This is a genomic window from Streptomyces sp. TSRI0107 (genome assembly GCF_001905845.1).
Classification (GTDB): domain Bacteria; phylum Actinomycetota; class Actinomycetes; order Streptomycetales; family Streptomycetaceae; genus Streptomyces.
This window is the reverse complement of the sequence record NZ_LIVZ01000001.1, coordinates 801957-828816: the sequence shown is the minus strand read 5'-3', so window position 1 is coordinate 828816 and position 26860 is coordinate 801957. Positions and strand designations below refer to the sequence as shown.

The window sequence follows — 26860 nt, the reverse complement described above, 5'->3', positions numbered from 1 at the left end:
ATCAGCGCACTGATCCGGGCGGACAGCCTCGGAGGGCGGACGATAGGGTCGTCCGTACGATGAGGGGCCACCCCCGCGCTTCACACCAGGGCCTGACGGCGACATGGTGACAGCGACGCCTCCAGCAATGCCGAAGACGAGACGACTGACGAAGGACAAGAAGTGAATATCCGCTCCCTCACTCGGGGCGATGGCGTGGTGATCGGAGCAGCGGTGTTGCTGTTCATCGCGTCGTTCCTCGATGTTGCCGACTGCGACGGCGCCTTCTGCGACGCAGCCGACCTCCCCAACGCCTGGGACCTCAGCCTCGGACTGGGGCTTGGCACGTACATGACCGGCGTGGTCGGTGGCGCGCTCATTGTCGTTGCTCGCCTGCTCCCCCAGCCGCGCAAGGTCGCCGGCCTGGATCTCGGCGCGCTCGGCGTCGCCCTCACCGTCGCTGCCGCATGGTCGCTGCTGTGGTGGACCATCGACGCCGACGGGGCCGGCACCGGTCTCATCCTCGGCCTGATCGTCGCCCTGATCCTGGCCGCCGCCGCCATCGCCACCCCCCTGGTCCCGGCCCTCAAGGCCGCCCTCGTCGGTGCCCCGCGTCCGGCCGCCCCGCAGCCCTACGGCGGGCAGCCGCAGGGCGGTTACGGCTACCCGGGCGCGCAGGGCGCCCAGCAGCCGCCGTTCGGTGGCCAGCCGCAGCAGCCGTACGGCGGTGGCGCGCAGCCTCAGCCGCAGCAGCCCCAGCAGCCGCAGGCCCCGCAGCAGCCGGCGGGCGACTTCTCCCCGTTCTGGTTCGCCGTCCCGGTGCCGCGTCCGCTGTTCGCGGAGGACGGTTCTCCGACGCCGATCGCCGAACTCGCCCCGGGTACCTGGTACCTGGCGGTCGAGCAGCGCGGTGCGACGCTGATCGCGCAGACGCAGGACGGCCGCCGTGGTGTGCTCCAGGACACCAGCGGTATCCAGCGCGGCTGACGGCCGGGCTCACACAACGCGCGTACGGCCCCTCGCCCTTCCGGGCGGGGGGCCGTTGTCGTACAGCCACCAGCCGAACAACCGGCAGCCCGTCAGGAGGGTCTGCGCACGCCGACGGAGCCGAACTCCTGACCGCCTACAGGAAGATCGCCACGGGGTTCAGGGACAGCTCCCCCGTCCGGCTGTTCCACGTCTGCACCTTGCCGAGGCAGCGGGCCTGGAACTCGCCGGTGAAGTACTCCGCGTTCTGGAAGCCCTCGCGGACGCCCGCCGCCTCGCAGGTGACGCGGACATGGGCGGGGTCCGGGCCGTCGCCGTAGGGGGCGCGCAGCACGATGTCGCCGCTCTCGGAGCGTTCGGCGGTGAAGCGGCCGGTGACGGAGACGAACGCGGAGACGACGGCGACGGCGGTCAGCGGGACGCGGTCGCCCCGGTCGCGGAGGGTGTCGGCGAGGCCCCGGTTGGGGACGATCAGGCCGGTGGTGAGGTCGGCGTGGACGACCACGTCCTCCTTGCGCATGGTGTCCATGAGGAGCCGTATCACGGTGATGGGCGTGCTCTGCTGGATGTAGGCGGTGACGCGTTCCTTGGTGACGTCCCGGTTGGCCTTGCCGCCGCCCCAGCCGAACTTGGCGCGCAGGCCGACGCCGCTGGTGACGTTGATCCGGTCGGCGACCTCCTGTTCGAGGGCGGCGGTGAAGCCGCCCTGCTGGTAGAGGTCCATCACCCGCTGCTCGTGCAGGAAGAAGCACATGCCGTGGACGGTGCGGCCGCCGCGCCGGCGGCGTCTGCGCAGCCAGCCGAGGCGGATCAGGCCGTAGCGCAGCAGGACGGCCCAGCAGGCCGCCGTTCCCGCCCAGACGACCAGCCAGGGCCACCACCAAAGGGCCCACCACTCACTGTCGATGACACCCACGGATCTCCTTGAACGCGTCGGAAAGGGAGGAGAGTCCGGCGTCGACCATCCGGCCGCCGGTCGCGTCGGCGGCCCGCCGCAGGGCGTCGGTGTCGGCCTCTCCGAGATGGACGGGGAAGGTGGGCACCGCCTCGGCCTCGGCGCCGAGGGCGCGGTGGCGGCGCAGGAACTCCTCGTAGGTGATGCCCGCGTTGTTCTCGCCGTCGGTCATCAGCACGATGGAGACGGGGCGGTGCGGGTCGTCGCGTACGGCGGTGGCGGCGACGCGGTAGCCGTGGTCGAGGGCCGTCCACAGGGCGGTGGCGTCGTCGTAACCCCCGTTCGCCACCAGGTCGTTCAGGTCACGCAGATCCTCGTCGTCGCGGACCGTCACCGTCCGCTCCTCCAGCACCCGGCCCCCGAACCGCACCACCGACAGCCGTTCCCCCCGGTGGAAGCGGGCGAACTTGCCTGTCGGGCTGTCGTCGGCGCCGCTCAGGCCGGCGAAGGCGGCGCGCAGGCCGGCCATGCGGGTGCCGCGCATGGAGGTGGAGAAGTCGAGGACGAAGACGACCTGGTCGGCGGTGCCGTCGGCCGGGTCGCCGTAGTCGGTGATCAGCCGCTCGACGACGGAGAGGCGGTCGGGGAAGGACAGGGCGTTGCCGACGGGGGTGCGCAGCGCCTCGGACGGTTCGACGTCCTGGTTGACGGGGCGCCGGTACGTCCGTTCCATCAGGGCGCGCTGGGTGTCCTCGGCGAGCAGCCAGTCGACGACCTCGCGGTACGCCGGCCGGGCGCCGGGGTCGAGCAGGAGCAGCGGGAAGTCGGAGAGGACCATGCCGTCGTCGGGGTGGACGATCTCCAGCGGGGCGCGCAGGTCGCCGGAGGCGTTGAGGGCGAGGAGTTCCGCCTCGTGCGCGATCAGCGCGTTGGCGTCGTCCTGCCGGCCGGGGTAGCGGGCCATGAGGTCGCGGGAGCTGGCGGCGGTGAGGGTCTGGCCGGAGCGGAAGCCGCGCAGCCGGTCGCAGGAGACGTCCTGTTCGCGCAGGGCGCTGCCGGTGCCGGCGGCGGCGGTGGCGACGCCGACGAGCGCGGCGCGGCCGGTGTCGCTGCGCCGCGGGTCGGCCATCCCGAACCGTACGGTGCCGTCGGCTGCGGCGTCGGCGACGTCCGCCCAGGAGATCCGCCCGCCGGGGGCGTCGGCGCGCAGCTTCCTCGCGGTGTCGGGGGCCAGGCCGACGACGACCGGCGAGCGCATGACGGCCGTGGACTCGGGGCGGGTCAGTTCGCCGTCGGAGTCCCGGACGCGCAGCAGGAAGGAGCGGTCCGAGGCGAGCCAGGCGAGGTCGTAGCCGGAGCGGCCGGCCGGGTACTGGCCGTCGAGGTCGGCGTCGGCCCGGTAATCGATGTCCAGCTCGATGCCGGTGTCCTCGGTGAGGTCGGCCAGCAGGGGGGCGACGTCGGCGAGTTCGGGGCTGGCGAGGACGCGGAGGGTGGTGGGGTCGTCGTCGGAGGTGCAGGAGGTGAGCGTGGCGCCGAGCAGGGCGAGCCCGAGCAGGGCGCGTGCGGCGGCCCTCACGGCGTCTCCTGGACGGGCGGCGGGCAGTCGCCGACGTAGTCGATGATCTCCTCCAGGACCTCCAGGTCGGGTTCGTAGACCTTGGTCTGGTCGGCGTTCTCCTTCGGCACCTGTATGCCGTGCTCGGCGAGGTGGGAGTTGAGCTGTTCGCTGGTGCCGTCGGCGCCGGAGAAGCGGACGCGGAAGCCGAGTTCGAGGGCGCGGCGGCGCAGCTCCTCGTCCTCCTGGATGATCCGCACGAGCCGGTCGCCCTTGTCGGTGAGGGAGATCAGCTGGGGTTCGGTGAGGGCGTAGGGCGTGGGGTAGAGCAGGACGCGGCTGGTGTCCTGGCGGCCGTCGCGGTCGTGGTGGGCGATCTGGTGGGCCAGGTACTGGTGCTCGTAGATGAGGGAGATCGGCGCGATGGACTCGCCCAGGTCGGAGAAGTAGCTCTCGGCCTGTTCGTCGGCCCACATGCCCTGGAGGTCGATGAGGGGTTTGATCTCGGCGGCGATCCTGGTGTCCTCGCCGTCACGCGTGCCGGGGGTGCGGTTCCCGTTGGTGACGAAGGCGAGGATGCTGAGGTAGGTGCCGGCGGCGTTGGACTCGCAGACGTTGGAGGTGCGGACCAGGACGCGGCCGCTGTTGCTGCGGCCGTCGCGGCTGATGTCGTCGTAGCCGATGCCGTTCCAGGTGTCGGCGGTGCGGCCGGTGCCGTCCTTGGGGTCCCTCGGGTCGTCGGCGCCGTCGAGGAGGCCGGTGAAGCGGGCCATGTCGAGGTCGTAGTAGAGGGTGTCGCCGGTCCCGTCCGGGGGCTGCTGCCGGGTGGCGACACCGGCTTTCACCAGGGTCTCGGCGTAGTCGCGGAACGTGCCGAGGACCAGGGGGCTGACGAAGGGGCGGACCGAGCGGACGGAGCGGTCCTGGCGGTCGAGGACGAGTTTGGCGGCCGGCTGCCCGGACGGGAAGACGACGTCCATGCCGTCCAGGGACTGGGTCGCGATGCCCCGGGAGCCGAGGCGGTGGATGTCGACGCGGATGCCGTGCCGGAGTAACAGCCGTTGCACTTCCGGGTCTCTGAAGTAGTCGGACTTGGAGGCCATCCGGGCCTCGATGGTGGTGATGTGCTCCAGGGGCCGCAGCGTGTTGCCCGACAGCAGCAGGGAGAACAGTCCGGCGACCGCGAACGGGAGAACGGCCAGTACGTGCCGGGGTGTGCGGCGGCGGTCGGTGCGCCGGGTGGTGAGTCGCGGTTCCTCTATGGCGGGTGCTCTGTCGTCGGACAACGGCCCTCCTGCCGCTCAAGGGGGCAGGATTATCGAGGACGGCGGGGAACGAGAGCCGGCGGAAGCGCCAACTCCAGGTAAAAACAGGGCACATGACGGCACACGGTTTCGACCCGCGCGAGAAGGCTACCCGGCGGGCATGTCCCCTCGATATCGCAGCGCCACCCAGGCCGGCCGGGTCATCGCGATCATCGCCGACATCATGGCCCTGATCCTGGGACTGTGGATCCTGATGTACCTGTTCGACGCCAACCGTGGCAACGACTTCGTGCAGTTCATCCACGACACGGCCCGCTGGCTGGCGGGCTGGTCGCACGACCTGTTCACGTTCGACGAGGCGTGGGCGCGGGTCGTGGCGGGTTACGGTCTCGCCGCGGTCGTGTACCTGGTCGTGGGCCACGCCATAGCGAACCGCATCTACCGCCACTGACCTTCGCTCAGTCCGCGCAGCACTCCGGGTCCTCCAGGCCTCTCGGCAGCAGTTCGCCGCCGAAGACCGCGCAGGTCGCCTCGTGGCCGCCGAGAGCGGCGACCGCGAGGAGCAGCGAGCCGGCCGTCCAGGTGGTCAGCTCGCGGGGCCAGATGGCACCGTCGTCGAAGACGTAGCCCGTCCAGTACAGGCCGGTCTCCGGGTCGCGCAGGTGCTGGATGGACTGGAGGACCTCCAGCGCCCGGTCGGACTCGCCCATCGCCCACAGGGTGAGGGCGAGTTCGGCGGACTCGCCGCCCGTGACCCACGGGTTGGGCACCACGCAGCGCACGCCGAGGCCGGGCACCACGAAACGGTCCCAGCTCTCCTCGACACGGGACTTGGCCTCGGCGCCGGTGAGGGCGCCGCCCAGCACCGGGTAGTACCAGTCCATGGAGTAGCGGTCCTTGTCGAGGAACCGCTCCGGGTGCCGGCGGATCGCGTGCCGCAGCATGCCGACCGCGAGCTCCCAGTCCGGCTGGGGCTCCTCGCGCTGCTCGGCGACGGCGAGCGCGCAGCGCAGCGCGTGGTGGACGGAGGAGCTGCCGGTGAGCAGCGCGTCGGCGGTGGCGGTGCCGTCGTCCTCGCGCTTCCAGCCGATCTGCCCGCCGGGCTGCTGGAGCCGCAGCACGAACTCGACGGCAGCGTGCACCACCGGCCACATCCGGTCGAGGAAGGTGTCGTCGCCGGTGGACAGGTAGTGGTGCCAGACGCCTACGGCGACGTAGGCGACGAAGTTGGTCTCGCGGCTCTGGTCGGTGATGTCGTCGGGGTCGCCGTCGGCGTACGCCGCGTACCAGGAGCCGTCCTGGTTCTGGTGCCGGGCCAGCCACAGGTAGGCCCGTTCGGCGGCCTCGTGCTCGCCGGCCGCGTCCAGGGCCATCGCGGCCTCGACGTGGTCCCACGGGTCGAGGTGGTGGCCGCGGAACCAGGGGATGGCCCCGTCCTCCCGCTGCACCGCGAGGATGCCGCGGACGGTCGCGGCGGCCTGCTCGGCGGTGAGCACGCCCGGCAGGACCAGGTGTTCCGTCCGGGGTGTCGTCACTTGGCGTCCACCCGGGGCAGGTGCGGCTTGGTCGCGTACGCCACGAAGCTCTTGCCGATCAGCGGGTTCAGCGCCTGCTCGGCGACCCGGGTGGCCAGCGGCTTCTTCATGATGTCCCAGACCAGCAGCTTGTGGTACGCCCGCACCGGCAGCGCCTTGTCGTTGTCGACGCCGAACGCGCACTTCAGCCACCAGTACGGGGAGTGCAGCGCGTGCGCGTGGTGGGTGCCGTACGGCCTCAGTCCGGCCTCGCGGATCTTCGCCAGCAGCTCGTCCGCCTTGTAGATGCGGATGTGGCCGCCCTCGACCTCGTGGTAGGCGTCGGACAGGGCCCAGCAGATCTTCTCGGGTCCGTAGCGCGGGACGGTGATCGCGATCCGCCCGCCCGGCTTCAGCACCCGCACCATCTCCGCGAGGACGCCCTTGTCGTCCGGGATGTGCTCCATCACCTCGGAGATGATCACGACGTCGAAGGACTCGTCGGGGAAGGGCAGCGCGAGGGCGTCGCCCTCCATCGCCGTCGCGGTGGCGCCCTCCGGGGCCTCCCCGGCCTCCTTCATCGCCGCGAACCACTTGGCGACCTCGCGGATCTCCTCGCCGTTCTGGTCCAGTGCCACGACCTGCGCGCCGCGCCGGTAACACTCGAACGCGTGCCGGCCGGCGCCACAGCCGAGGTCCAGGACGCGGTCGCCCGGGGCGAGCGGGAACCGGGTGAAGTCGACGGTCAGCACGTGGCCCTGCTTTCGGGGTTGGATCCAGCGGTTACAACTTCGGACGCCGCGGACGTCTCGGTCGCGGAGACCGTGGAGCGGCCGGTGAGCCGCTGCGCGGAGCCGGGCCGGCCCGCCGCGGAACGGCGCTCGCCACGGCCCGCGGACCCGGCGATGGCCTCGCGGTAGTGGGCGACCGTGCCCTCCGCCGCCCGCGCCCAGGTGAAGTGCCGCAGCACCCGCTCACGGCCGGCGGCACCCAGCCGGTCCCGCAGGTCGGCGTCCGCGAGCAGCCGCTTCAGCCCGGCGGCCAGCGCCTCCGCGTCGCCGGTCGGTACGGCGAGGCAGGTCTCCCCGTCGGGTCCGGCGACCTCGGGGATGGCCCCGCCGGTCGTGGCGACGAGCGGCGTGCCGGTGGCCATGGCCTCGGCGGCCGGCAGGGAGAAGCCCTCGTAGAGCGACGGCACGCAGGCGACCTGCGCCGAGCGGACCAGGTCGACGAGTTCGGCGTCGGAGATGCCCTTGACGAACTCGACGGCGCGGTCGAGCCCGTACCGCTCGATCGCCTGCGCGACCGGACCCTCGGCGGGCCGCTTGCCGACGACGACGAGATGGGCGTCGGGGTGCTCGCCGCGGACCTTGGCCAGCGCCTCGACGAGGAAGACGAGGCCCTTGAGCGGCACGTCCGCGCTGGAGGTGGTGACGATCCGGCCGGGCACCCGCGGCACCGACGGATCGGGCGAGAAGAGGTCGGTGTCGGCGCCGATGTGGACGACGTGGAGCCGGTCCGGGCGGACGCCGAGGTGGTCGACGATCTCCTGGCGGGAGGTTCCGGAGACGGTGAGCACGGACGGCAGCCGGCGCGCGACCCGCTTCTGCATCCGGGTGAACCCGTACCAGCGCCGCACGGAGTATCTGCGCTGCCAGCTCTCCGCCGCGTCCAGCTCCAACTGCCGGTCGACGGTGATCGGGTGGTGGATGGTGGTGACGAGGGGCGCGCCGAGGTCGCCGAGCAGGCCGTAGCCGAGCGTCTGGTTGTCGTGGACGACGTCGAAGTCGCCGCGCCGGGCGCGCAGATGGCGGCCGGCGCGCAGCGAGAAGGTCAGCGGCTCGGGGAACCCGCCGGTCCACATCGTGGCGACCTCCAGCGCGTCGACCCAGTCCCGGTACTCGTCACGCTTGGGGGTGCGGAACGGGTCGGGCTGCCGGTAGAGGTCGAGGCTGGGCAGCTCGGTCAGAGCGAGGTTGTCGTAGCCCTCGTCCAGGACGGGGTACGGCTGGGCGCCGATGACCTCGACCTGGTGGCCGAGGCGGGCCAGTTCGCGGGAGAGGTGGCGGACGTAGACGCCCTGGCCGCCGCAGAACGGGTTCCCTTTGTACGTCAGGAGCGCGATGCGCAGCGGTCGCTCTCCCGCAAGGTCCCGACTGGCCTCAGCGGTCACTCCGGGCCCCCTTCTCCCTGCACTGTCCCGCGAGATTATGCCGGGACGCTAACCTAGAACAAGTTTCAGACTTGATCGTTCAAGAGGCTCTGAATCTACCGGCAGGTAGCCGCGCTGTGAGAAGTGGATCAGGTGATTCACGCCACGACTGACGGCCCGCGGGAACCCTGTCATGCTGTGTGATCGCACGCCCTCACGGACTGTCACGGAACGGGACCCATGGAGAAGGTGGAAGCCGCCACCGCACGCCCCGCCTCGCCCCTCACCGAGCGGCAGGAAGCCCGGCGGCGCCGCATACTGCGCGCCAGCGCGCAGCTGGCCGGCCGGGGCGGCTACGACGCGGTGCAGATGCGGGAGGTCGCCGAGTCCTCGCAGGTGGCGCTCGGCACGCTGTACCGCTACTTCCCCTCCAAGGTCCATCTGCTGGTCGCGACGATGCAGGACCAGCTGGAGCACATGCACGGCACGCTCCGCAAGAAGCCCCCGGCCGGCCGGACGCCGGCGGAACGGGTCGCGGAGACCCTGATGCGCGCGTTCCGCGCCCTGCAGCGCGAGCCGCACCTGGCCGACGCGATGGTCCGCGCCCTGACGTTCGCGGACCGCAGCGTGAGCCCCGAGGTCGACCAGGTCTCCCGCCAGACCACGGCGATCATCCTCGACGCGATGGGCCAGGAACACCCCACCCCCGCCCAGCTCTCCGCCGTCCGCGTCATCGAACACACCTGGCACTCGGCCCTCATCACCTGGCTCTCCGGCCGCGCCTCCATCGCCCAGGTCAAGATCGACATCGAGACGGCGTGCAGGCTGATCGACCTGACGGAACCGGAGGCTCCCTGACGGGGACCGGCGTGCGAGGCCGCTCCGAGCCGCCGTGAAGCCAGGGGCGGGACGCGTACGCCCAGGACCGCCGCCACGAGCCACGGACGTCACGCCTCCACGGCGTTGAGGCACACCCGTCCACCGTACCGAGGTGAGGGCCCTCACTCCTCCGGCGGGAACACCACCTCCCCGCTCCCCGCCAGCGTGAGCGTGATCGCCTCGACCGGGCAGTTCTCGGCGGCCGTCAGGATGTGTTCGCCGGCGTCCGTGTCGGGGGTGAGGGGGCGGGACCGGCGGCCGGTGTCGAGGCGGAAGGCCTCGGGCGCGTGGTGGAGGCACTGCGCCGAGCCGATGCACAGGGAGCGGTCGACCTCGACGTACCAGCGGTCGCCCATCGCTCAGGCCCCCGCCGGGAGGTGGATCATCTTGTGCTCCAGGTATTCGCCGTATCCCTCCGGGCGCCTGGATCGCCATGCACGCCGCCGACGCCGACGTCGTACGCCGTACCCGCGAGGCCCGTCCCGAGCGCTGGTTCGCGTACATGGCGGCCAAGCTCCAGGCGGCCGGCGCACCCGAGGAGCACATCGCGCCCCTGCGCTCGCCCTGCCCGGCCTGTCCCCCGCCCTGCCCGACCGCGAGATCGTCCCCGGCGAGCTGCTGCCCCTCCCCGGCCGCCGCCTGCGCGCCGTCTGGACGCCGGGGCACACCCCCGGTCATGTCTGCCTGCATCTGGAGGAGGAGCACCCCGCGCGGCTCCCGGGCCGCGGGCGGCTGTTCTCCGGGGATCACCTGCTCCCCGGGATCACCCCGCACATCGGCCTGTACAAGGACCCGGAGGACACCACCGTCACCGACCCCCTCGGCGACTACCTCGACTCCCTCGAACGCGTCGCCCGCCTCGACCCCGCCGAGGTCCTGCCCGCCCACCAGCACGCGTTCACGGACGCGCCCGCCCGGGTCCGGGAGCTGCCGGCCCACCACGAGGCCCGTCTCACCGGCCTCCTGGCCCTCCTCGGCACCCCCCTCACCCCCTGGCAGCTCGCCGAGCGCATGGACTGGAACCGCCCCTGGCCCGAGATCCCGCCCGCCTCCCGCAACATCGCCGTCTCGGAGGCGGAGGCCCACCTGCGGCGGCTGGTGAAGCCGGGACGGGCGGAGCCGGTGGCGGGCAGCGAACCGGTGACGTACGTGGCGGTGTGAGCCGACGGACCGGGACGCCTGGGAGGGCCCTGTGTACGGGCCGGTAAAGTGGCCGCGTCGTCATCACACCCGTACAGGGGGAAGCCGGTGCAATTCCGGCGCTGACCCGCAACCGTGAGTCCGGCCCGCAGGGGCCCGGCGAGCCGGATCGCCCTGTGCGCACGTGAAACGGCTCAGCACCGTCGAGGTTCACGGAGCCGGGCCGCCCGGGTCCTCCCGTGCTGCCCGGCTCCCCACAGGGAGAGGGCATCCGCCGATCATGAACGTCCGCCGCAGCGCCGCGGCCCTGGCCGCCGCCGCAGTGATCGGCGTCGCCGCGACCCCGGTCGCCCAGGCCGCCGACCCGTCCCCGTCCGCCTCGCCGTCCGTGGCGATACCGTCCGGCCTCTACGGCAGCGGGGACCCGACCTACGACGGCGTGTGGCGGCAGTCCCTCGCCCTGCTCGCCCAGGACACCGTGGGTGTGCGGCCCGCCGACGAGGCGGTGGCCTGGCTGACCGGACAGCAGTGCGCGAACGGCGCGTTCGCCTCGTTCCGCGCGGACACCGCCAAGGCCTGCGACGCCAAGACCATGCTGGACACCAACGCCACCTCCGCCGCCGTGCAGGCGCTGGTCGCGCTCGGCGGCCACGACACGGAGACCGGCAAGGCCGTCGACTGGCTGAAGTCCGTGCAGAACGAGGACGGCGGCTGGGGCTACAACGCGGGTTCGCCCAGCGACGCCAACTCCACCTCGATCGTGATCGGCGCGCTCGCCGTCGCCGGCGAGAAGCCCGCCGAGGTCCGCGGCGAGGACGGCAAGGGCGAGTCGCCGTACGACGCCCTGCTCGGCTTCTCCGTCCCCTGCGACGAGGACGGCGGCGGCGCCTTCGCCTACCAGCCGGGCAAGAAGGGCGAACTCGCCGCGAACGCGGACGCGACCGCCGCGGGCGTGCTGGGCGCGCTCGGCAAGGGCCTGACCACCCCGGCGGCCAAGCAGGCCGACACCCCGGAGTGCGAGCGGGCGAAGACGCCCGAGCAGGCCGCCGCCAACGGTGCCGCCTACCTCGCCGGGGCCGTCGCGAAGGACGGCCACCTCGTCTCCGCGCTGCCCGGCGCCGAGGACCAGCCCGACTACGGCAACACCGCCGACGCGGTCGTCGCGCTGGCCGCGCAGGGCGGCGCCGAGCGGGCCGCGAAGCCGCTGGAGTGGCTGGAGAAGAACTCCGCCGACTGGGCGAAGCAGAGCGGCCCGGCCGCCTACGCCCAGCTGATCTTCGCCGCCCTGGCCGGGCAGACCGACCCGCACAACTTCGGCGGCGCCGACCTCGTCGAGCAGCTGGGCGCGACCGGCCCGGCCCCGCAGGCCGCCGAGCGCGGTGCCGAACCCGGCAAGCGGGTCGCCGACGAGGACGACGGCGGCAACACCGTCTGGTGGACCGTCGGCGCGCTGTTCGTCGCCGGCATCGGCATCGGCTTCCTGATCAGCGGCCGCAAGAAGGGGCAGCAGGGGTGAGGTTCCGCCGTGCCGCCGCGCTGCTCCTGGCCGTCCTGTTCCCGCTGCTGAACACCGGCCAGGCGCAGGCCACCGGTTACCGCTACTGGTCCTTCTGGGACCGCGACGGCGACCGCTGGACGTACGCCACCCAGGGGCCCGCCACCGCGCGCCCCTCCGACGGTGACGTGCAGGGCTTCCGCTTCTCCGTCAGCGAGGACTCCCAGGACTCCGCCCAGCCGCGCGGCACGGCGGACTTCGACGTCATCTGCGCCCGTACGCCCGCCCGGGACGGCGAGAAGCGCGTCGCCCTCGTCATCGACTTCGGCACGGCGGCGGACGCGCCGGCCGGCGAGACGCCGCCGGAGCGCCGTACCGCCTGCGCGCGGGTCGACCCCGACGCGACGACGGCCGAGGCCCTGGCCGCCGTGGCCAAGCCGCTGCGCTACGACACCAACGCCCTTCTCTGCGCCATCTCCGGCTATCCGCGGAAGGGCTGCGGGGAGCAGGTCAGCGGCGACAAGCGGGAGTCCGCCGCCCCCGAGGGATCCACCGCCCCGGAGGAGACCTCCGCCGAGGAGGACGGTGGCGGCCCGTCCGTCGGCCTCGTCGCGGGCGCGGCGGCGGTGGCGGTACTGGCCGCGGCGGCGGTCTGGCAGTCCCGGCGACGCAGGCATGACTGAGCGGTCCGCGCGGCCCACCCCGGCGGGCGCCCCCGCCACGCCCCGCCACCGGCGCGCCGAATCGCTCCACCCCGGCGCCTGGTGGCTGTGGTCCCTCTCCCTCGGCATGGCCGCCACCCGCACCACCAACCCCCTCCTCCTCACCCTGCTGATCGCGGTCTCCGCGTACGTCGTGGCGGCCCGCCGCCCGAGCACCCCGTGGGCCCGTTCCTACGGCGCCTTCCTGAAGCTCGCCCTCGCGGTCCTGCTGATCCGCCTGGTGTTCGCGGTCGCGCTCGGCTCGCCGATTCCCGGCACGCACGTGCTGCTGGAGCTGCCCGAGGTGCCGCTCCCGGACTGGGCGCAGGGCATCCGGCTGGGCGGCGAGGTGACCGCCGAGGTGCTCCTCTTCGCCCTGTACGACGGTCTGAAGCTGGCGGCGCTGCTGATCTGCGTCGGCGCGGCGAACGCGCTCGCGAGCCCGTCGCGGCTGCTGAAGTCGCTGCCGGGGGCGCTGTACGAGGCCGGTGTCGCGGTGGTCGTCGCGCTCACGTTCGCGCCGAACCTGATCGCGGACGCCCAGCCGCTGCGTGCCGCCCGCCGGCTGCGGGGGCGGCCGGACTCGGGGATACGCGGCCTGCTCCAGGTGGGGCTGCCGGTGCTGGAGGGCGCGCTGGAGCGGTCGGTCGCGCTGGCCGCCGCGATGGACTCGCGCGGCTACGGCCGTACCGCCGAGGTCCCGGCGGCGGTGCGCCGCACGACGGCCGTGCTGACCCTCGCCGGGCTGCTGGGGGTGTGCGCCGGGACGTACGGGCTGCTCACCGCCGAGGGCGGCACGTACGGGGTTCCGGTGCTGCTGGCCGGGGTCGGTGCCGCGCTCGCCGGGCTGTGGCTCGGGGGGCGCCGCTCGCCGCGCACCCGGTACCGGCCCGACCCGTGGGGGCCGCGCGCGTGGCTGGTGTCGGGCTCCGGCGCGGCGGTGGCCGTGTCCCTCGCGCTGGCCGCCTCCGCCGATCCGGCGGCCCTGCACCCGGGGGTGGTCCCGCTGACCGCCCCCGCCCTCCCCCTCTGGCCCGCGGCGGCCGTACTCCTCGGCCTGCTCCCGGCGTTCGTCGCCCCTGACCCGAAGGAGCCGTCGTGATCCGCTTCGAGAACGTCTCCGTGACGTACAACGGGGCCGCCGAACCCACCGTCCGCGACGTCGACTTCGAGGTGCCGGAGGGCGAACTCGTCCTGCTCGTCGGGCCGTCCGGGGTCGGCAAGTCCACCGTCCTGAACGCGGTCGGCGGGCTGGTCCCGCACTTCACCGGCGGCACCCTGCGCGGCCGGGTCACGGTCGCCGGGCGGGACACCCGTACCCACAAGCCGCGTGAACTGGCGGACGTGGTCGGCACGGTGGGCCAGGATCCGCTGTCCCACTTCGTGACCGACACGGTCGAGGACGAGCTCGCGTACGGCATGGAGTCGCTGGGTCTCGCCCCGGACGTGATGCGCCGCCGGGTCGAGGAGACCCTGGACCTGCTGGGTCTGACCGGTCTCCGGGACCGCCCGATATCCACGCTGTCCGGCGGCCAGCAGCAGCGGGTGGCGATCGGCTCGGTCCTGACCCCGCACCCGAGCGTCCTGGTCCTGGACGAGCCGACCTCGGCGCTGGACCCGGCCGCCGCCGAGGAGGTCCTGGCCGTCCTGCAGCGCCTGGTCCACGACCTGGGGACGACGGTGCTGATGGCGGAGCACCGCCTGGAACGGGTCGTCCAGTACGCCGACCAGGTCGTCCTTCTCCCCTCCCCCGGCGCGGCCCCCGTGCTGGGCACCCCGGCCGAGACGATGGCCGTGTCCCCGGTGTGTCCGCCAGTGGTGGACCTGGGCCGCCTCGCGGGCTGGTCCCCGCTGCCGCTCACCGTCCGCGACGCCCGCCGCCGCGCGACCGGCCTGCGGGAATGTCTCCGGGAGCACCAACCGGAAGCCGCCGCCCCGGAAACCCGCCGGCCCAAACCGTCCACTCCCGCCCCGCCGGAGAGCCCCCGCCGCTGGTTCCGCAGGGCCGAGCCCGCACCCGCGTCCCCCCACGTCGCCGAGGTCCGGGGCCTCGCCGTGCGCCGGGGCCGGGTGCCCGCCCTGCGGCACGTCGACCTCACCGTGTCCCCGGGTGAGACCGTCGCCCTCATGGGACGGAACGGCGCCGGCAAGTCCACCCTCCTCTCCTCGCTGGTGGGGCTGGTGGAGCCCGCCGCCGGGTCCGTGCGGGTCGGGGGCGCGGTGCCGCACCGCACCCAGCCACGCGAGCTGGTGCGCCGGGTCGGCCTGGTGCCGCAGGAACCCCGGGACCTCCTCTACGCCGACACGGTCGCCGCCGAGTGCGCGGCCGCCGACGCGGACGCGGGCGCCGAGCCGGGCACCTGCCGGGCCCTGGTCTCCGGCCTGCTGCCCGGCATCACCGACGACACCCACCCGCGCGACCTCTCCGAGGGCCAGCGGCTCACCCTCGCGCTGGCCGTCGTGCTGACCGCCCGCCCGCCGCTCCTCCTCCTCGACGAGCCGACCCGGGGCCTGGACTACGCGGCGAAGTCGCGCCTGGTCACGCTGTTGCGGGAGCTGGCCGCCGAGGGGCACGCGATCGTGCTGGCCACGCATGACGTGGAGCTCGCCGCCGAGATCGCCCACCGGGTGGTGCTGATCGCGGAGGGCGAGGTGATAGCCGACGGCCCGACCGCGGAGGTGGTGGTCTCCTCGCCGTCGTTCGCGCCGCAGGTGACGAAGATCCTGGCGCCGCAGAGCTGGCTCACGGTGAGCCAGGTGAGGGAGGCGCTGGCGTGAGCGGCGTGCAGCGGCAGGCCCGCGCGGTGCGGCTGGGCCCTCGCTCCCTGGCCGCGCTGGGCCTGGTGAGCGCGGTGGGGGTGGCGGCGGTGTTCTGGCCGTTCCTCGCCCCGCCGGCCTCGGCGGTCGCGGCGCACGCGCAGGACGCCCCGTGGCTGTTCGCGGGACTGCTGGTGCTGCTGGTCGCGGTGGTGGCGGCGACGATCTCCGAGTCGGGTCTCGGCCCGAAGGCGGTGGCGATGCTGGGCGTGCTGGCGGCGACGGGCGCGGCGCTGCGGCCGATCGGCGCGGGCACGGCGGGCATCGAGCCGATGTTCTTCCTGATGGTGCTCAGCGGCCGGGTGCTCGGACCGGGCTTCGGGTTCGTCCTGGGCTCGCTGACGATGTTCGCGTCGGCGCTGCTCACGGGCGGGGTCGGCCCGTGGATGCCGTTCCAGATGCTGGCGATGGGCTGGTTCACGATGGGCGCGGGGCTGCTGCCGGGCGCGGACCGGCTGCGCGGCTGGGGGGAGCTGGTGCTGCTGGCGGTCTACGGCTTTCTGGCGGCGTTCGCCTACGGGACGATCATGAACATGGCCGGGTGGCCGTTCATGGGTGCGCTCGCCTCGAACATCGCCTTCGACCCGGACGCCGCCGTCTCCGCCAACCTGGCCCGGTTCGCCGCGTACTGCCTGGCGACGTCCCTCGGCTGGGACCTGGGGCGTGCGCTGGTGACGGTCGCCCTCACGTTCGCCCTCGGTCCGGCGGTGCTGAAGGCGCTGCGGAGGGCCACGCGGCGCGCCGCTTTCGAGACCGGGGTCACATTCGAGGCCCCCAGAACCCGCTGAGGGCGTGAACCATCCCACAGGACGCACATCACTTACTAAGTGAAATAGGAGACAAAACGGACGCCATGTCCACGCCATTCAGGCGTCTGACCTGCGCGTTGAGAGCCACGTCACACAAACGACCTTCACCCCGAATGCGACCACAACTAGTAAAGGGGGTCATTGCGGACGGCTTTCCGGGCTGCTTCTCTGGATGACGTCGCACGGCGCCGACAAGCCCACGGGCCTCGGCGCCGACGCATGCCAGGCGCCCCGCACAGCGGGGTCACGGCACGCAGCGACCACACCGTCCCCGAAGAAAAAGGTTCTCCGTGACTGTCGCCCGCATCGCCCGCCGCATCGCGTCCCCGAAGAAGGCCCTCACCACCGCCGCCGTGGCCGCCGCCACCGCCGGCATGGCGCTGACCGCCGCTCCGGCGCACGCCGCGACGACTGCTTCGCCCTCCGAGGCGAAGGCGATCGCGAAGCAGCTGATCCCGAACGCCGCCCAGTTCAACGCCTTCAGCAAGATCGTCGAGCACGAGAGCGGCTGGGACGTCGACGCGACCAACCCGTCCTCCGGCGCCTACGGCCTGGTCCAGGCCCTGCCCGGCAACAAGATGGCCGCCGCCGGCTCCGACTGGCAGACCAACGCCAAGACCCAGATCAAGTGGGGTCTGGACTACATGAAGTCCCGCTACGGCAGCCCCGCCGGCGCCTGGAGCTTCTGGCAGGCGAACGGCTGGTACTGAGCCGAACCTGCCACCCGCAGCACGCCCGAAGGCGGCGGCCCCCGATCCCCGGGCCGCCGCCTTCGGGCGTTTCACGCCTCCACCCGCAACTCGTTCACCCCGTTGACCCACGCCGACCGCAGCCGCCGGGGATCCCCGGCGAGCCGCAGCCCCGGCATCGCGTCCGCGATCGCGTCGAAGATGAGGTCGATCTCCAGGACGGCCAGGGACTTGCCGAGGCAGTGGTGCGGACCGCCGCCCCCGAAGCCCAGGTGGGGGTTCGGGTCCCGGGTGATGCCGGACACGTCCGGGGCGGTGAAGACCTCGGTGTCGTGATTGGCGGAGGAGTAGAAGAGGCCGACGCGGTCGCCCTCGCGTATCCGCCTGCCGCCCAGCTCGGTGTCCTGGATGGCTCGCGCCCTGAAGCTGAAGCCGAGGGCGCGGATCGTGGCCCAGGCGCTGGTCGGCGCCGACCCGCACTTCCACCTGGACGGTCCGATCGACGCGACCAAGGCCGTGCTGGGCAAGGCGGGGATGTCGCTGCGGGACATCGACCTCGTCGAGATCAACGAGGCGTTCGCGTCCGTGGTGCTGAGCTGGGCGCAGGTCTTCGACCAGGACCTGGAGAAGGTCAACGTCAACGGCGGCGCGATCGCGCTCGGGCACCCGGTGGGCGCCACCGGGGCCCGGCTCATCACGACGGCACTGCACGAACTGGAGCGCGAGGACCAGGAGTTCGCGCTGGTGACCATGTGCGCCGGGGGCGGACTGGCCACCGGGACGATCATTCAGCGGTTGTAGACACCGGGAGACGGCTCCCGGCAGAGGCAGAGGGCGGCGGCTGGGATCAGCTGCTGTCCTTCTCCAGGGATCTCTCCCCGGAGTCGGGATCGGCGGCAGCCGATGTCCTCGGGCCCTGGAGGACGTACACGAGGCCGAAGCCGCCGAGGACGGCCGCCGCGCCGCCCACCGCGTCCAGCACCCAGTGGTTGCCGGTGGCGACGATGGCCATGACGGTGAACAGGGGGTGGAGGAGGCCCAGCGCCTTCATCCACGGCCTGGGGGCGACGATCGCGATGACCAGGCCGCACCACAGGGACCAGCCGAAGTGCAGCGACGGCATCGCGGCGTACTGGTTGGCCAGGGAGGTCAGCGTGCCGTAGTCGGGCTGGGTGAAGTCCTGGACGCCGTTGACGGTGTCGATGATGCCGAGGTCCGGCATCAGGCGGGGCGGGGCGAGCGGGTACGCCCAGAAGCCGACGAGGGCGAGGACGGTCGTCAGGCCGATCGTGGAGCGGGCCCAGCGGTAGTCGACCGGGCGGCGCCGGTACAGGACGCCGAGGACCGTCAGCGGGACGGCGAAGTGGAAGGACGTGTAGTAGGAGTCGAAGAAGCCGCACAGCCAGTCGGCCTCGACGACGGCGTGGTTGACGGCGTGCTCGATGTCGATGTGCAGGGCGCGTTCGATCGACAGGATCTGCTCGCCGTGCTGCTCCGCCCGCTCCCGGCCGCCGGAGACGGTGCCGCCGGTCGCGGCGAGCCGGACCTGGGAGTAGGCGGCGTAGGCGACGCGGATGAGCAGGAGTTCCAGGAGCAGGTTGGGGCGGGCCGGCACCCGGCGCAGCACGCGCGGCAGCAGCGGTAGGTGCCTGAAGCGGGACGTGGCCGGGGCGGCGTACTCGGTGGGGACGGGTGAGTCGTAGTACGGGGACGTCCGGGAGAGGAAGGGGACGGCCGTCGCGGCGAGGAGGGCCGCGACCAGGACCGTGTTGTCGCGCAGGGGGTGCAGGAACCCCATGTCCGGCAGCATCATCTCCGCCGGGAGGGTCATCACGAGGATGACGGCGACCGGCCAGACGGGGCGGTCCGCGGCCCGCTTGCCGACCCGGCCGACGACCGCGAGGAGCACCCACAGCAGCTGGTGCTGCCAGGCGGTCGGCGAGATCACCATCGCGGCGCAGCCGGTGACGGCGACGGCGAGCAGCAGCTGGCCGTCGTGCGCGTAGCGCACCGCGCGGCGCACGCCGAGGGCGGCGACGGCGGCGCTGAGGGTGAGGAAGAGGGCGATCTCCAGGGGGCCGGTCAGGCCGAGGCGGAGCAGGGTGCCGTGCAGGGACTGGTTGGCGAGGTCGTCCGCGCGTCCGCCGAGGCCGGCACCGGCCAGGTGGTGCACCCAGTAGGTGTACGAGTCGTGCGGCATCGCCGCCCAGGCCAGCGCCGTGACGCCGGCGAAGGCCGTGCCGAGGGAGGCGGCGGCGGTGCGGCGGCCGGTGAACCACAGCAGCGGCGCGAAGAGCAGCACGGTCGGCTGGAGGGCGGCGGCGAGGCCGACGAGGGCGCCGCTCGCGCGTTGCCCGCGGACGACGAAGCAGCCGACGAGGACGAGGAGCACCGGGATGATGCCGGTCTGGCCGAGCCGGAAGGCGTTGCGGACCGGCAGGGACAGCATGAGCAGGCTTATGGCGGCGGGGGCGGCGAGCAGCGCGGTGCGGCGGCTGACCGGCTGGGGCAGGGCGCGGGTGGCGACCAGGCCGAGGGCGACGACGAGGAGCAGGGTGCCGAAGGTCCAGCCCCAGCCGAGGGCCTGTTCGGCCGGACGGGTGAGGGGTTTGAGGACGAGGCCGCCGAAGGGGGTGCCGGTGAAGCGCGTGGAGTCGTAGAGGGAGCCTTCGACGTGCGGCACCAGCCGGCGGACGGCGAGGATCGCGGCGATCAGCCAGAGGCCCAGCCGGGCCGCGCGCAGGCGCGCTCCGGCCTCCCCGGCCGCCGTCGCTCCGATGGGTCCCGCCGGTCGCTCGGTGTGCTCCGCGTTCAACACGCCTCGTCGGCCTCCCGCCCCGTTCGTGACCCTGTGAGGGGCGAGCGGCGCCTCCGGAGGAAGACGCAGGCCATCCCCGCTTCACCCGACGTTCTATCCCTGTCTGTCCCTATTTATCCGAAAGGAGATATAGGGGGCGGTATTCGGCCGCTTCCGCGAGACGGTGTCGATCACCGCGCCGGAACCGGATCGAGCCACGTCACCGTCGGTAGTCCTGGACAACGGGAACGGCTCTATGGGGGGGTTACGGGGCATGGGCACAGTCCGGTCGCGGGCGCGGTTTCTCGCCGTGGTCGTCGCACTGCTCGGCATCCAGCTCGGCTCGCTGCTGATCGCGCCGGCATACGCGTGCGGGTGCGGGGCGATGCTGCCGGACGCTGAGCGGCGGGTGTCGGTGGGCCGCGAGGAGTCCGTCGTGCGGTGGGACGGGCGGCGCGAGCAGATCGTCATGAGCCTGACGGTCGGCGGGGACGCCGAGCGGGCCGCCTGGATCATGCCCGTGCCGAACCGGGCCACCGTGCGGCTCGGCGACCCGGAGCTGTTCGAGGAGGTGCGCGAGGCCACCGCGCCCGTGCACCGGGACCGGTACTACTTCTGGCCGCGCAACGGGGACTGGCCGCTGGTCGAGGACGACGACACGGCGGGCGCGCCGATGCCCGGCGACGCGGCCGGCGCCGGGGTCGGCGTGGTCGGGCGGCAGCGGCTCGGTTCGTTCGACGTGGCCCGGCTGACCGCGACCGACCCGGCCGCGCTGGACCGCTGGCTGCGCGACAACGGCTTCACCTTCCCGGCGCGGCTGCGCCAGGCGCTGGAGCCGTATGTGGAGCAGCGCTGGGAGTACGTGGCGGTCCGGCTCGCCCCGGACGCCGACGGCACGGTCCTGACCGGCACCCTCGACCCGATCCACCTGAGCTTCGCCGCCGACGCCCCGGTCTACCCGATGCGGCTGTCCCGGCTGGCCGCGGAGCCGCAGTCGCTGGGGCTGTACGTGCTCGCCGACCACCGCATGGAGCCGCGCGGCACCATCGGAGGGGCCGCGCCGCGGGTGACCTACGCCGGGCGGGTCGCCGAAAAGTCCGGGGCGCTGGCCCAACTGGCCGAGGGCACCCCGTACCCGACCGCAGTCACCCAGGAGTTCCCGGTGCCGTCGCGGATCTCCGGCGACCACCGGCTGGGGCGGGCGGCGTCGGACGCCACGTTCCAGGAGGTCGTCTGGACGGACAGGCTGCGCACGGTCGCCGGTATCCCGGCGTGGCTGCTGACCGTGGGCGGGGCCGTCGCGGCGGTGGCCGCGCTCGCCGTCGCAGGACGCCGGTCCGTCCGGCGCCGGTCCCGGCGTGCCGCCCTCGCGGGGAACACCTCGCCCGACTACCTTCGTTAGGGCATCTAGTTAGGGCTTCTAATTGACCTTCGAGGCAGGGAGCGCATGAGCGAGTCGCAGACCTGGCACGCCGTCGACGAGTACTTCTCCAGCCGTCTCTCCCCCGACGACGAGCCCCTCAAGGCGGCCCTGCGCGACAGCGAGGCCGCCGGACTCCCCGCGATCGGCGTCACCGCGCCCCAGGGCAAACTGCTCCAGTTGCTCGCCCAGGTCGCCGGAGCCCGCGCCATCCTCGAGATCGGCACCCTCGGCGGGTACAGCACCATCTGGCTCGGCCGCGCGCTGCCCGCCGACGGCATGCTGATCTCCCTGGAGTACAGCGCCAAGCACGCCGAGGTGGCCGCCCGCAACATCGCCCGCGCCGGTCTGGAGAAGATCGTCGAGGTGCGGGTGGGGGCCGCGCTGGAGACGCTGCCGCAGCTCGCCGACGAGAACCCGCCCCCGTTCGACCTGGTCTTCATCGACGCGGACAAGGCCAACAACGCCCACTACGTGGAGTGGGCGTTGCGGCTCACCCGCGCGGGCAGCCTGATCGTCGTCGACAACGTGGTGCGCGGCGGGCGGATCGCCGACCCGGACGACGACGAGCCCGACGTCCGCGGCACCCGCGCGGCCCTGGAGCTGATCGCCTCCCACCCGAGGCTGACCGGAACGGCGATCCAGACGGTCGGGCCGAAGGGGTACGACGGGTTCGCCGTGGCACGGGTGGTGGGGTGATCCTGCGCCGCGCCGGCCGTCAGACCTCGTGGTAGAAGCCCACGTTGACGCTGCGCGGGGCGGTGCGGTCCTGGATGACCACCTCGCCGTCGCCGCCGTGCGGCAGCGGCACGGTGCCGCCGTAGGGCAGCGGCTGCGCGTGCTCGCCGACCCTGAGCCGGACCTCGGAGGACGGCTCAGCCTGGGAACCGCGCAGCCACGTCAGGTGCCAGACGCCGTCCGGGCCGTACAGGAACTCCAGGTGCACCCGGGAGACGAACAGCCAGTCGTCGGGCGTCACCAGCCGGCACACCGACTTGTCGCGGCCCACCCGCAGCACGGCTCCCGGCTCGCTCGGCGCGTCGGCCATCAGCATGCCGGCCGTGGCTCCCGCGTCCGCCCCGGAGACGGAGGCCATGGTCAGTTCGAGCACGTGCGGCTCCTTCGTCCTGTAACGCCCTTGCGCGACGGCCGGATCGGCCGGTCGCCGCCGCATGATAAATCGCCCGGGGGTACGGCGTCCGGCACAATGGCCGCATGACCGAGCGAAAGCCACCCGGCGTGAGCTTCGAGTCCTGGACCGACAAGCAGATCCGTGACGCCGCCGCACGCGGCGAGTTCGAGCGGCTGCCGGGCGCGGGGAAGCCGCTGCCGGGCGATGTCGAGGCCGCGTACGACGAACAGTGGTGGATCAAGCGGAAGCTGGCCCGCGAGGGCGTCTCCGTGCTGCCGCCGACGCTGGCGCTGCGCAAGGAGGCGGAGGAGGCGCTGCTGGCGGCCGTCACCGCGCCCTCCGAACGGGCCGCCCGGAAGATCGTCGAGGCGGTCAACGTGAAGATCCGCGACATGATGTACAAGCCGCCGCCCGGCCCTCCGCTGGGACTCAAGCCGTACGACGTCGAGGACGTCGTACGCCGGTGGCGGGAGGGCCGGGCGGCGGACTGACCGGCGGGCCGGCGGGTCGCCCTGCGGCCGGGTCAGTGGTGCAGGAGCCGGTCGGCCAGCTCGCGGTAGTCCTTCAGCGCCAGCCGCAGGCGCTCGGTGTCGGACGACGGCGGGGTGGCCTCGTCGGTCTCCTCCCAGGAACGGCGCAGGGTGCGCCGCCGCTGGGTGACCGCCTGCGTGAAGCGGTCCGCGATCTCCTCCAGCACGTGGTCGGCCTCCTCCACGGCGGCCCGCGGGCCGTCCACGAATCCGGTCACCGCGTGCTGCAGCCGCTCCGCGAGCTTGTCCGCCTCACCGCGCGCCAGCAGCGGCGCCAGATGCGACGCCTTCTCCGCGCGCGGGGCCCCTGCCTCCACACCGGACTGCCGGCGCGCACCGACCGCGGTGGACGCCGGCGCCCCGGCGGGGGCTTGTGCCGGACCACCGGCGGGGGCTTGTGCCGGACCACCGGCGGGGGTCTGTGACGGCTGCCCGCCGGGGGGCTGCGCGGGCTGACCGGCGGGGGCCTGCGACCCCGGTCCGGCGGGCGGCTGCATCTCCGGGGGCACCTGCCCGCCGGGGCCCTGCGGCACCCCGCCCGACCCCTGCGGCATCCCGCCGGACGCCTGCTCACCCGGGACCTGCGGCATCCCGCCGCCGCCCGGCATCCTGCGCTCGTCCTCGCCGCCCCTGTGCGTGTGCGGCACCTCGGTCATATGGCTCAACTCCCCTTGGCGTGATGCCGGGTGAAGCCCCACGGCAGGTGGGACCGGCCGCGGCGGGCGTGGTGCGGCGGGCGGCGGTCGCCGGGCTCGTCGTGGTCCCGGCGGTTCGGGGACACCAGGTCCTCGAACAGCGCGCGGGCCTCGACCATCGCCTCGCGCATCTCCTCGGTCGTGCCCTGCTCCGCCTGCCCCGCTCCGCCGTCGGCGCGGGCCAGGCGGTGGACCCGCCGGTAGCCGTGGACGTGGGCGGCGTGGTGCACGGACAGCGCGGCGAGCTGCTCCTCGTACTGCCCGCCGTCCGGGAAGCCACGCGCCCCGGCCAGCTCGGCGAGCAGCAGGTCCGCCTCGGTCACCGCCTGCCGCGGCGAGTCGACGAACCGCTCCTGCGCCGCCTGCCAGCGCGCCTCGAACTCGCCGCGCTCGCCCGCCTCCAGCGGGCGCTCACGCAGGCCGCCGTGGCGTTCGACGCGTCCGGCGAGTTCCCGCTCGGCGGCCTTGGTGTCTCCGTCGTGCCGGGCGACGGTCCGCTCGTACTCGGGACCGAAGCGCCGCTTCAGGTCCCGCCCGCCGGTCGCGCCCCGGCGCTGCATCAGCAGGACGGCCGCGCCGATGACGACGACCGCCCCGATCACGATCAAAGCAACGATCAAGCCTGTGGACATTCGGTTGCCCTCCGGGTTCTCGGAACGCTGACCGGGTTGCCCGGGGGCCCCCGCCCAAACGGCGGGGCCGCGCACGAGAATGACCGTCATGCCGCAGCCGACGACGGCCTGGACCGTCACTCCCGAACCCGTCGACTCCCCTGTCGCGACCGCGCTCTGGCGGGCGTACTACACGGAGGTCAGCGACCGCTGGTACCTGCTGCACGAGGACCGCCGCACCGACCCGGACGAGCTGGAGCGGGAGATCGCGGCCGGGGCGTCGGGCGGGCTCACCCCGCCGGACGGGCGGCTGCTGGTCGCCCGGTACGGCGGCACGCCCGCCGGCACCGCGGGCGTACGGCGCACCGCGGAGGCGTCGGTGGCCGAGCTGACGCGGGTGTTCGTGCTGTCGGAGCTGCGCGGCAAGGGCGGTGCCGCCCTGCTGGTGGCCGCCGCCGAGGACGCGGCACGCGCGCTCGGCGCCCGTCGGCTGATCCTCGACACGCGCGGCGACCTGGTGGAGGCCCGCGCGCTGTACGCCCGCCTCGGCTACGCGGAGACCGCCCCGCACAACGCGGAGCCGTACGCCGAGCACTGGTTCGCCAAGGCGCTCAGCTGAACTTCGGCACCGGGCGCTCGTCATGCGGCTGTTCGCGGGTCGAGCCGCACAGTTCGCCGTTCAGTTCCCGCACCAGCTGGACGAGATCGGTCGGCCGGTCGGGCCCCCACCAGTCGCCGAGCAGTTCGGCCAGCGACTCCTCGCGCGCCTGTGCCAGCCGTTCGGCGACCTCGCGGCCCTGGTCGGTGAGGACGAGGTCGATGCCGTCGCGGACGGCGAGCCGCCGCTCCTCGACCTGGCGGGCGCCGTCCAGGACGATGCCCAGCGGCACGCTGGTGCGCTCGGCGAGCACGCCGGGCTCCACCCAGCCGTACCGTTTCATCCGCAGCAGCAGCCAGCTCGCCGCGGGCAGCAGGTCGTAGCCCGCCCGCGCGGTGATCTTCCGGTACACCTCGTGCCGTCCCTCGCGGGTGCCCAGCACCGACAGCGCCCGGCACACCTCGTCGTACGAGGACCGCTCGACCGGGTTGCTGGCCAGCGTCTCCGTCCCGTCGGGCGCGGTGACGGAGGCGCGCAGCCGGTCCTCCTTGAGGAACCAGGCCAGCACGAACCCGACGAGGGCGACCGGCGCGGCGTACAGGAAGACGTCGGTGATGGCCGTCGCGTAGGCGTGCAGGGCCGCCGGCCGCAGCTGTGCCGGCAGTTCGGCCAGGCCGCGCGGGTCGGCCTCCAGGCCGTTCACGGAGACGCCGGGCGGCAGTTCGGCGCCGCGCAGGGCGGCGGTGAGCTTGTCGCCGAGGCGGCCCGCGAAGATGGTGCCGAACACGGCCACGCCGAACGCGGCCCCGATCGACCGGAAGAAGGTCGCGCCCGAGGTGGCGACGCCCAGGTCCTCGTACGACACGGCGTTCTGCACGATCAGCACCAGCACCTGCATGACCAGGCCGAGTCCCAGGCCGAAGACGAAGAAGAAGCCGCTGATCTGCGCGTCCGAGCTGTGCTCGTCGAGTTGCCTGAGCAGCAGCAGGCCGAGCGTGGTGATGCCGGTGCCCGCGATCGGGAACACCTTCCAGCGGCCGGTGCGGCTGACGATCTGTCCGGACGCCGTCGACGCCAGCAGCAGGCCCAGCACCATCGGCAGCATGTGGACGCCGGACATGGTCGGTGAGACGCCCTGCACGACCTGGAGGTACGTCGGCAGGTAGGTCATCGCGCCGAACATGGCGAAGCCGACGACGAGGCTGATGACCGCGGACAGGGTGAAGGTGCGGATCCGGAACAGCTTCAGCGGCAGCACCGGTTCGGCCGCGCGCCGCTCCACCGCGACGAACACCACCGCGAGCACCACGCCGAGCACCGCCAGGCCGACGATCTGCGGCGATGCCCAGCTCCAGGTGGTGCCGCCGAGGGAGGCCACCAGGACCAGGCAGGTGGCGACCGCGGCAATGAGGAAGGTGCCGAGGTAGTCGATGACGTGCTTGGTGGCGCGGTGCGGGATGTGCAGCACGGCGGCGATCACGGCGAGCGCGACGACGCCGACCGGCAGGTTGATGTAGAAGACCCAGCGCCAGCTCAGATGCTCGGTGAAGAGGCCGCCGAGCAGCGGGCCGAGGACACTGGTCGCGCCGAACACCGCGCCGAACAGGCCCTGGTAGCGGCCCCGGTCGCGGGGCGGCACCAGGTCGCCGACGATGGCCATGGACAGCACGAGCAGTCCGCCGCCGCCGAGGCCCTGCAACGCGCGGAACGCGATCAGCTGTGGCATGTTCTGTGCGAGGCCGCACAGCGCCGAGCCGATGAGGAAGATCACGATGGCGGTCTGGAACAGCCGTTTGCGCCCGTACTGGTCGCCCAGCTTGCCCCACAGCGGAGTCGCCGCGGTGGACGCCAGCAGATAGGCGGTGACCACCCACGACAGGTGGTCCAGGCCGCCCAGCTCGCTGACGATGGTGGGCAGCGCGGTGGAGACGATCGTCTGGTCGAGCGCGGCGAGCAGCATTCCCAGCAGCAGCGCGCCGATCGAGACCAGTACGTCGCCGGAGACGTGTTCCCCGGTGTTCACCCCGCGCTGCGGGCCGCGTGTCTGGGCGGCGGGGCTGCGCGCATCCTCGGCCATGAAGACCTCCCGAGGGCTCGGCTGACACCTTTCCATCGTGATCGGTGTGACCCGTTATGGCCTGTCGAGTCGGTTTTGACCCCTGTCGAATACCCAGGCAGGCGACCTCAACCTCCACGG

The 26860-nt window shown here is 73.2% G+C and carries 26 protein-coding genes, 2 pseudogenes and 1 riboswitch; of the genes and pseudogenes, 15 read left to right on the top strand and 13 right to left on the bottom strand.

What is annotated here, in order from left to right; all coding sequences use genetic code 11:
* Positions 1–162 precede the first annotated feature (162 nt).
* Positions 163–966 (top strand): DUF5336 domain-containing protein, encoded by an 804-nt coding sequence (locus AMK31_RS03710; RefSeq protein ID WP_073938835.1) that lies wholly within the window; start codon positions 163–165, stop codon positions 964–966.
* A gap of 136 nt (positions 967–1102) precedes the next feature.
* Here the strand turns inward: AMK31_RS03710 and AMK31_RS03705 are convergent, their stop codons facing one another.
* From AMK31_RS03705 to AMK31_RS03695, 3 genes are read right to left on the bottom strand one after another with little or no spacing between them, the layout of a single operon-like run.
* Positions 1103–1882 (bottom strand): hypothetical protein, encoded by a 780-nt coding sequence (locus AMK31_RS03705; protein WP_073938834.1) that lies wholly within the window; start codon positions 1880–1882, stop codon positions 1103–1105.
* Positions 1863–3440 carry a vWA domain-containing protein gene (locus AMK31_RS03700; RefSeq protein WP_241842515.1) on the bottom strand — a complete coding sequence of 526 codons (1578 nt, stop codon included), beginning with the start codon at positions 3438–3440 and terminating at the stop codon, positions 1863–1865. The genes AMK31_RS03705 and AMK31_RS03700 overlap by 20 nt, the downstream gene beginning before the upstream one ends.
* Complete coding sequence (locus tag AMK31_RS03695) at positions 3437–4705, bottom strand: hypothetical protein (protein WP_073938833.1); 1269 nt, start codon at positions 4703–4705, stop codon at positions 3437–3439. Before AMK31_RS03695 ends, AMK31_RS03700 begins: the two co-directional genes overlap by 4 nt.
* Before the next feature lie 139 nt (positions 4706–4844).
* Here AMK31_RS03695 and AMK31_RS03690 point away from each other — a divergent pair, with 139 nt between their 5' ends.
* Positions 4845–5135 (top strand): hypothetical protein, encoded by a 291-nt coding sequence (locus tag AMK31_RS03690; RefSeq protein ID WP_073938832.1) that lies wholly within the window; start codon positions 4845–4847, stop codon positions 5133–5135.
* A gap of 7 nt (positions 5136–5142) precedes the next feature.
* On the opposite strand, the gene AMK31_RS03685 is transcribed toward AMK31_RS03690, so the two are convergent.
* The 3 genes from AMK31_RS03685 to AMK31_RS03675 are packed head-to-tail and all read right to left on the bottom strand — an operon-like array spanning position 5143 to position 8371.
* On the bottom strand, positions 5143–6219 hold the full coding sequence (locus tag AMK31_RS03685) for a prenyltransferase/squalene oxidase repeat-containing protein (RefSeq protein ID WP_073938831.1): 1077 nt from the start codon (positions 6217–6219) through the stop codon (positions 5143–5145).
* Positions 6216–6950 (bottom strand): class I SAM-dependent methyltransferase, encoded by a 735-nt coding sequence (locus AMK31_RS03680; protein WP_073938830.1) that lies wholly within the window; start codon positions 6948–6950, stop codon positions 6216–6218. Before AMK31_RS03680 ends, AMK31_RS03685 begins: the two co-directional genes overlap by 4 nt.
* Positions 6944–8371 (bottom strand): glycosyltransferase family 4 protein, encoded by a 1428-nt coding sequence (locus AMK31_RS03675; RefSeq protein WP_073938829.1) that lies wholly within the window; start codon positions 8369–8371, stop codon positions 6944–6946. Before AMK31_RS03675 ends, AMK31_RS03680 begins: the two co-directional genes overlap by 7 nt.
* A 219-nt stretch (positions 8372–8590) precedes the next feature.
* On the opposite strand from AMK31_RS03675, the gene AMK31_RS03670 reads away from it, so the two are divergent.
* Entirely contained in the window at positions 8591–9208 is a 618-nt protein-coding gene (locus tag AMK31_RS03670; RefSeq protein WP_073938828.1) for a TetR family transcriptional regulator, read from the top strand.
* A gap of 143 nt (positions 9209–9351) precedes the next feature.
* On the opposite strand, the gene AMK31_RS03665 is transcribed toward AMK31_RS03670, so the two are convergent.
* Complete coding sequence (locus AMK31_RS03665; RefSeq protein WP_073938827.1) at positions 9352–9585, bottom strand: ferredoxin; 234 nt, start codon at positions 9583–9585, stop codon at positions 9352–9354.
* Positions 9586–9616: 31 nt separating this feature from the next.
* Between AMK31_RS03665 and AMK31_RS03660 the strand changes: the two genes are divergently transcribed.
* The 7 genes from AMK31_RS03660 (at position 9617) to AMK31_RS03630 (ending at position 16901) form a co-directional block, all read left to right on the top strand.
* Positions 9617–10390 carry an MBL fold metallo-hydrolase gene (locus AMK31_RS03660; RefSeq protein WP_073938826.1) on the top strand — a complete coding sequence of 258 codons (774 nt, stop codon included), beginning with the start codon at positions 9617–9619 and terminating at the stop codon, positions 10388–10390.
* 27 nt (positions 10391–10417) lie between these two features.
* A riboswitch (cobalamin riboswitch) is annotated at positions 10418–10523 on the top strand.
* 126 nt (positions 10524–10649) lie between these two features.
* Complete coding sequence (locus AMK31_RS03655) at positions 10650–11885, top strand: prenyltransferase/squalene oxidase repeat-containing protein (RefSeq protein ID WP_073938825.1); 1236 nt, start codon at positions 10650–10652, stop codon at positions 11883–11885.
* Positions 11882–12547: an SCO2322 family protein gene (locus tag AMK31_RS03650; protein WP_073938824.1), complete on the top strand. Its 666-nt coding sequence runs from the start codon at positions 11882–11884 to the stop codon at positions 12545–12547. Before AMK31_RS03655 ends, AMK31_RS03650 begins: the two co-directional genes overlap by 4 nt.
* Positions 12540–13667 (top strand): CbiQ family ECF transporter T component, encoded by a 1128-nt coding sequence (locus tag AMK31_RS03645; RefSeq protein WP_073938823.1) that lies wholly within the window; start codon positions 12540–12542, stop codon positions 13665–13667. Before AMK31_RS03650 ends, AMK31_RS03645 begins: the two co-directional genes overlap by 8 nt.
* Positions 13664–15343: an ABC transporter ATP-binding protein gene (locus AMK31_RS03640; RefSeq protein ID WP_073938822.1), complete on the top strand. Its 1680-nt coding sequence runs from the start codon at positions 13664–13666 to the stop codon at positions 15341–15343. The genes AMK31_RS03645 and AMK31_RS03640 overlap by 4 nt, the downstream gene beginning before the upstream one ends.
* The gene (locus tag AMK31_RS03635) at positions 15340–16170 is read left to right on the top strand and encodes an ECF transporter S component (RefSeq protein WP_073938821.1); all 831 of its coding nucleotides are present in this window, start codon (positions 15340–15342) and stop codon (positions 16168–16170) included. Before AMK31_RS03640 ends, AMK31_RS03635 begins: the two co-directional genes overlap by 4 nt.
* Before the next feature lie 311 nt (positions 16171–16481).
* The gene (locus AMK31_RS03630) at positions 16482–16901 is read left to right on the top strand and encodes a transglycosylase SLT domain-containing protein (RefSeq protein WP_073938820.1); all 420 of its coding nucleotides are present in this window, start codon (positions 16482–16484) and stop codon (positions 16899–16901) included.
* 71 nt (positions 16902–16972) lie between these two features.
* Here the strand turns inward: AMK31_RS03630 and AMK31_RS39540 are convergent.
* A pseudogene (locus AMK31_RS39540) lies at positions 16973–17308 on the bottom strand (cytochrome P450); the annotation flags it as partial.
* Here AMK31_RS39540 and AMK31_RS03620 point away from each other — a divergent pair.
* Positions 17289–17681 (top strand): annotated as a pseudogene (locus tag AMK31_RS03620) (steroid 3-ketoacyl-CoA thiolase); the annotation flags it as partial. The pseudogenes AMK31_RS39540 and AMK31_RS03620 overlap by 20 nt on opposite strands.
* Before the next feature lie 46 nt (positions 17682–17727).
* Here AMK31_RS03620 and AMK31_RS03615 read toward each other — a convergent pair.
* A complete protein-coding gene (locus tag AMK31_RS03615; protein ID WP_073938819.1) occupies positions 17728–19698 on the bottom strand; it encodes a bifunctional glycosyltransferase 87/phosphatase PAP2 family protein in 1971 nt (656 codons plus the stop codon).
* 253 nt (positions 19699–19951) lie between these two features.
* Between AMK31_RS03615 and AMK31_RS03610 the strand changes: the two genes are divergently transcribed.
* Together AMK31_RS03610 and AMK31_RS03605 are read left to right on the top strand one after the other, a co-directional pair.
* On the top strand, positions 19952–21079 hold the full coding sequence (locus tag AMK31_RS03610; protein ID WP_079186652.1) for a DUF2330 domain-containing protein: 1128 nt from the start codon (positions 19952–19954) through the stop codon (positions 21077–21079).
* Between the two features lie 45 nt (positions 21080–21124).
* Positions 21125–21796, top strand: a complete 672-nt coding sequence (locus AMK31_RS03605) for an O-methyltransferase (protein ID WP_073938817.1) — start codon at positions 21125–21127, stop codon at positions 21794–21796.
* Positions 21797–21815: 19 nt separating this feature from the next.
* On the opposite strand, the gene AMK31_RS03600 is transcribed toward AMK31_RS03605, so the two are convergent.
* A complete protein-coding gene (locus tag AMK31_RS03600) occupies positions 21816–22208 on the bottom strand; it encodes an FHA domain-containing protein (protein WP_073938816.1) in 393 nt (130 codons plus the stop codon).
* 104 nt (positions 22209–22312) lie between these two features.
* Here AMK31_RS03600 and AMK31_RS03595 point away from each other — a divergent pair, with 104 nt between their 5' ends.
* Positions 22313–22720 carry a J-domain-containing protein gene (locus AMK31_RS03595; RefSeq protein WP_073938815.1) on the top strand — a complete coding sequence of 136 codons (408 nt, stop codon included), beginning with the start codon at positions 22313–22315 and terminating at the stop codon, positions 22718–22720.
* A gap of 32 nt (positions 22721–22752) precedes the next feature.
* Here AMK31_RS03595 and AMK31_RS03590 read toward each other — a convergent pair whose 3' ends face one another.
* Together AMK31_RS03590 and AMK31_RS03585 are read right to left on the bottom strand one after the other, a co-directional pair.
* Entirely contained in the window at positions 22753–23415 is a 663-nt protein-coding gene (locus AMK31_RS03590) for a hypothetical protein (protein ID WP_385311948.1), read from the bottom strand.
* A gap of 5 nt (positions 23416–23420) precedes the next feature.
* Positions 23421–24086: a hypothetical protein gene (locus AMK31_RS03585; RefSeq protein WP_073938814.1), complete on the bottom strand. Its 666-nt coding sequence runs from the start codon at positions 24084–24086 to the stop codon at positions 23421–23423.
* Between the two features lie 88 nt (positions 24087–24174).
* Between AMK31_RS03585 and AMK31_RS03580 the strand changes: the two genes are divergently transcribed.
* Entirely contained in the window at positions 24175–24684 is a 510-nt protein-coding gene (locus AMK31_RS03580; RefSeq protein WP_073938981.1) for a GNAT family N-acetyltransferase, read from the top strand.
* On the opposite strand, the gene AMK31_RS03575 is transcribed toward AMK31_RS03580, so the two are convergent.
* Positions 24677–26740 carry an MDR family MFS transporter gene (locus AMK31_RS03575; protein ID WP_073938813.1) on the bottom strand — a complete coding sequence of 688 codons (2064 nt, stop codon included), beginning with the start codon at positions 26738–26740 and terminating at the stop codon, positions 24677–24679. The genes AMK31_RS03580 and AMK31_RS03575 overlap by 8 nt on opposite strands.
* Positions 26741–26860: the final 120 nt, after the last annotated feature.

Excerpts from the sequence above, each read along its gene's own strand:
- AMK31_RS03690 (WP_073938832.1), top strand. The coding sequence starts at position 4,845 with ATGTCCCCTCGATATCGCAGCGCCACCCAGGCCGGCCGGGTCATCGCG.
- AMK31_RS03670 (WP_073938828.1), top strand. The coding sequence starts at position 8,591 with ATGGAGAAGGTGGAAGCCGCCACCGCACGCCCCGCCTCGCCCCTCACC.
- AMK31_RS03665 (WP_073938827.1), bottom strand. The coding sequence starts at position 9,585 with ATGGGCGACCGCTGGTACGTCGAGGTCGACCGCTCCCTGTGCATCGGC.
- AMK31_RS03655 (WP_073938825.1), top strand. The coding sequence starts at position 10,650 with ATGAACGTCCGCCGCAGCGCCGCGGCCCTGGCCGCCGCCGCAGTGATC.
- AMK31_RS03645 (WP_073938823.1), top strand. The coding sequence starts at position 12,540 with ATGACTGAGCGGTCCGCGCGGCCCACCCCGGCGGGCGCCCCCGCCACG.
- AMK31_RS03610 (WP_079186652.1), top strand. The coding sequence starts at position 19,952 with ATGGGCACAGTCCGGTCGCGGGCGCGGTTTCTCGCCGTGGTCGTCGCA.
- AMK31_RS03605 (WP_073938817.1), top strand. The coding sequence starts at position 21,125 with ATGAGCGAGTCGCAGACCTGGCACGCCGTCGACGAGTACTTCTCCAGC.
- AMK31_RS03595 (WP_073938815.1), top strand. The coding sequence starts at position 22,313 with ATGACCGAGCGAAAGCCACCCGGCGTGAGCTTCGAGTCCTGGACCGAC.
- AMK31_RS03590 (WP_385311948.1), bottom strand. The coding sequence starts at position 23,415 with ATGACCGAGGTGCCGCACACGCACAGGGGCGGCGAGGACGAGCGCAGG.
- AMK31_RS03585 (WP_073938814.1), bottom strand. The coding sequence starts at position 24,086 with ATGTCCACAGGCTTGATCGTTGCTTTGATCGTGATCGGGGCGGTCGTC.
- AMK31_RS03580 (WP_073938981.1), top strand. The coding sequence starts at position 24,175 with ATGCCGCAGCCGACGACGGCCTGGACCGTCACTCCCGAACCCGTCGAC.
- AMK31_RS03575 (WP_073938813.1), bottom strand. The coding sequence starts at position 26,740 with ATGGCCGAGGATGCGCGCAGCCCCGCCGCCCAGACACGCGGCCCGCAG.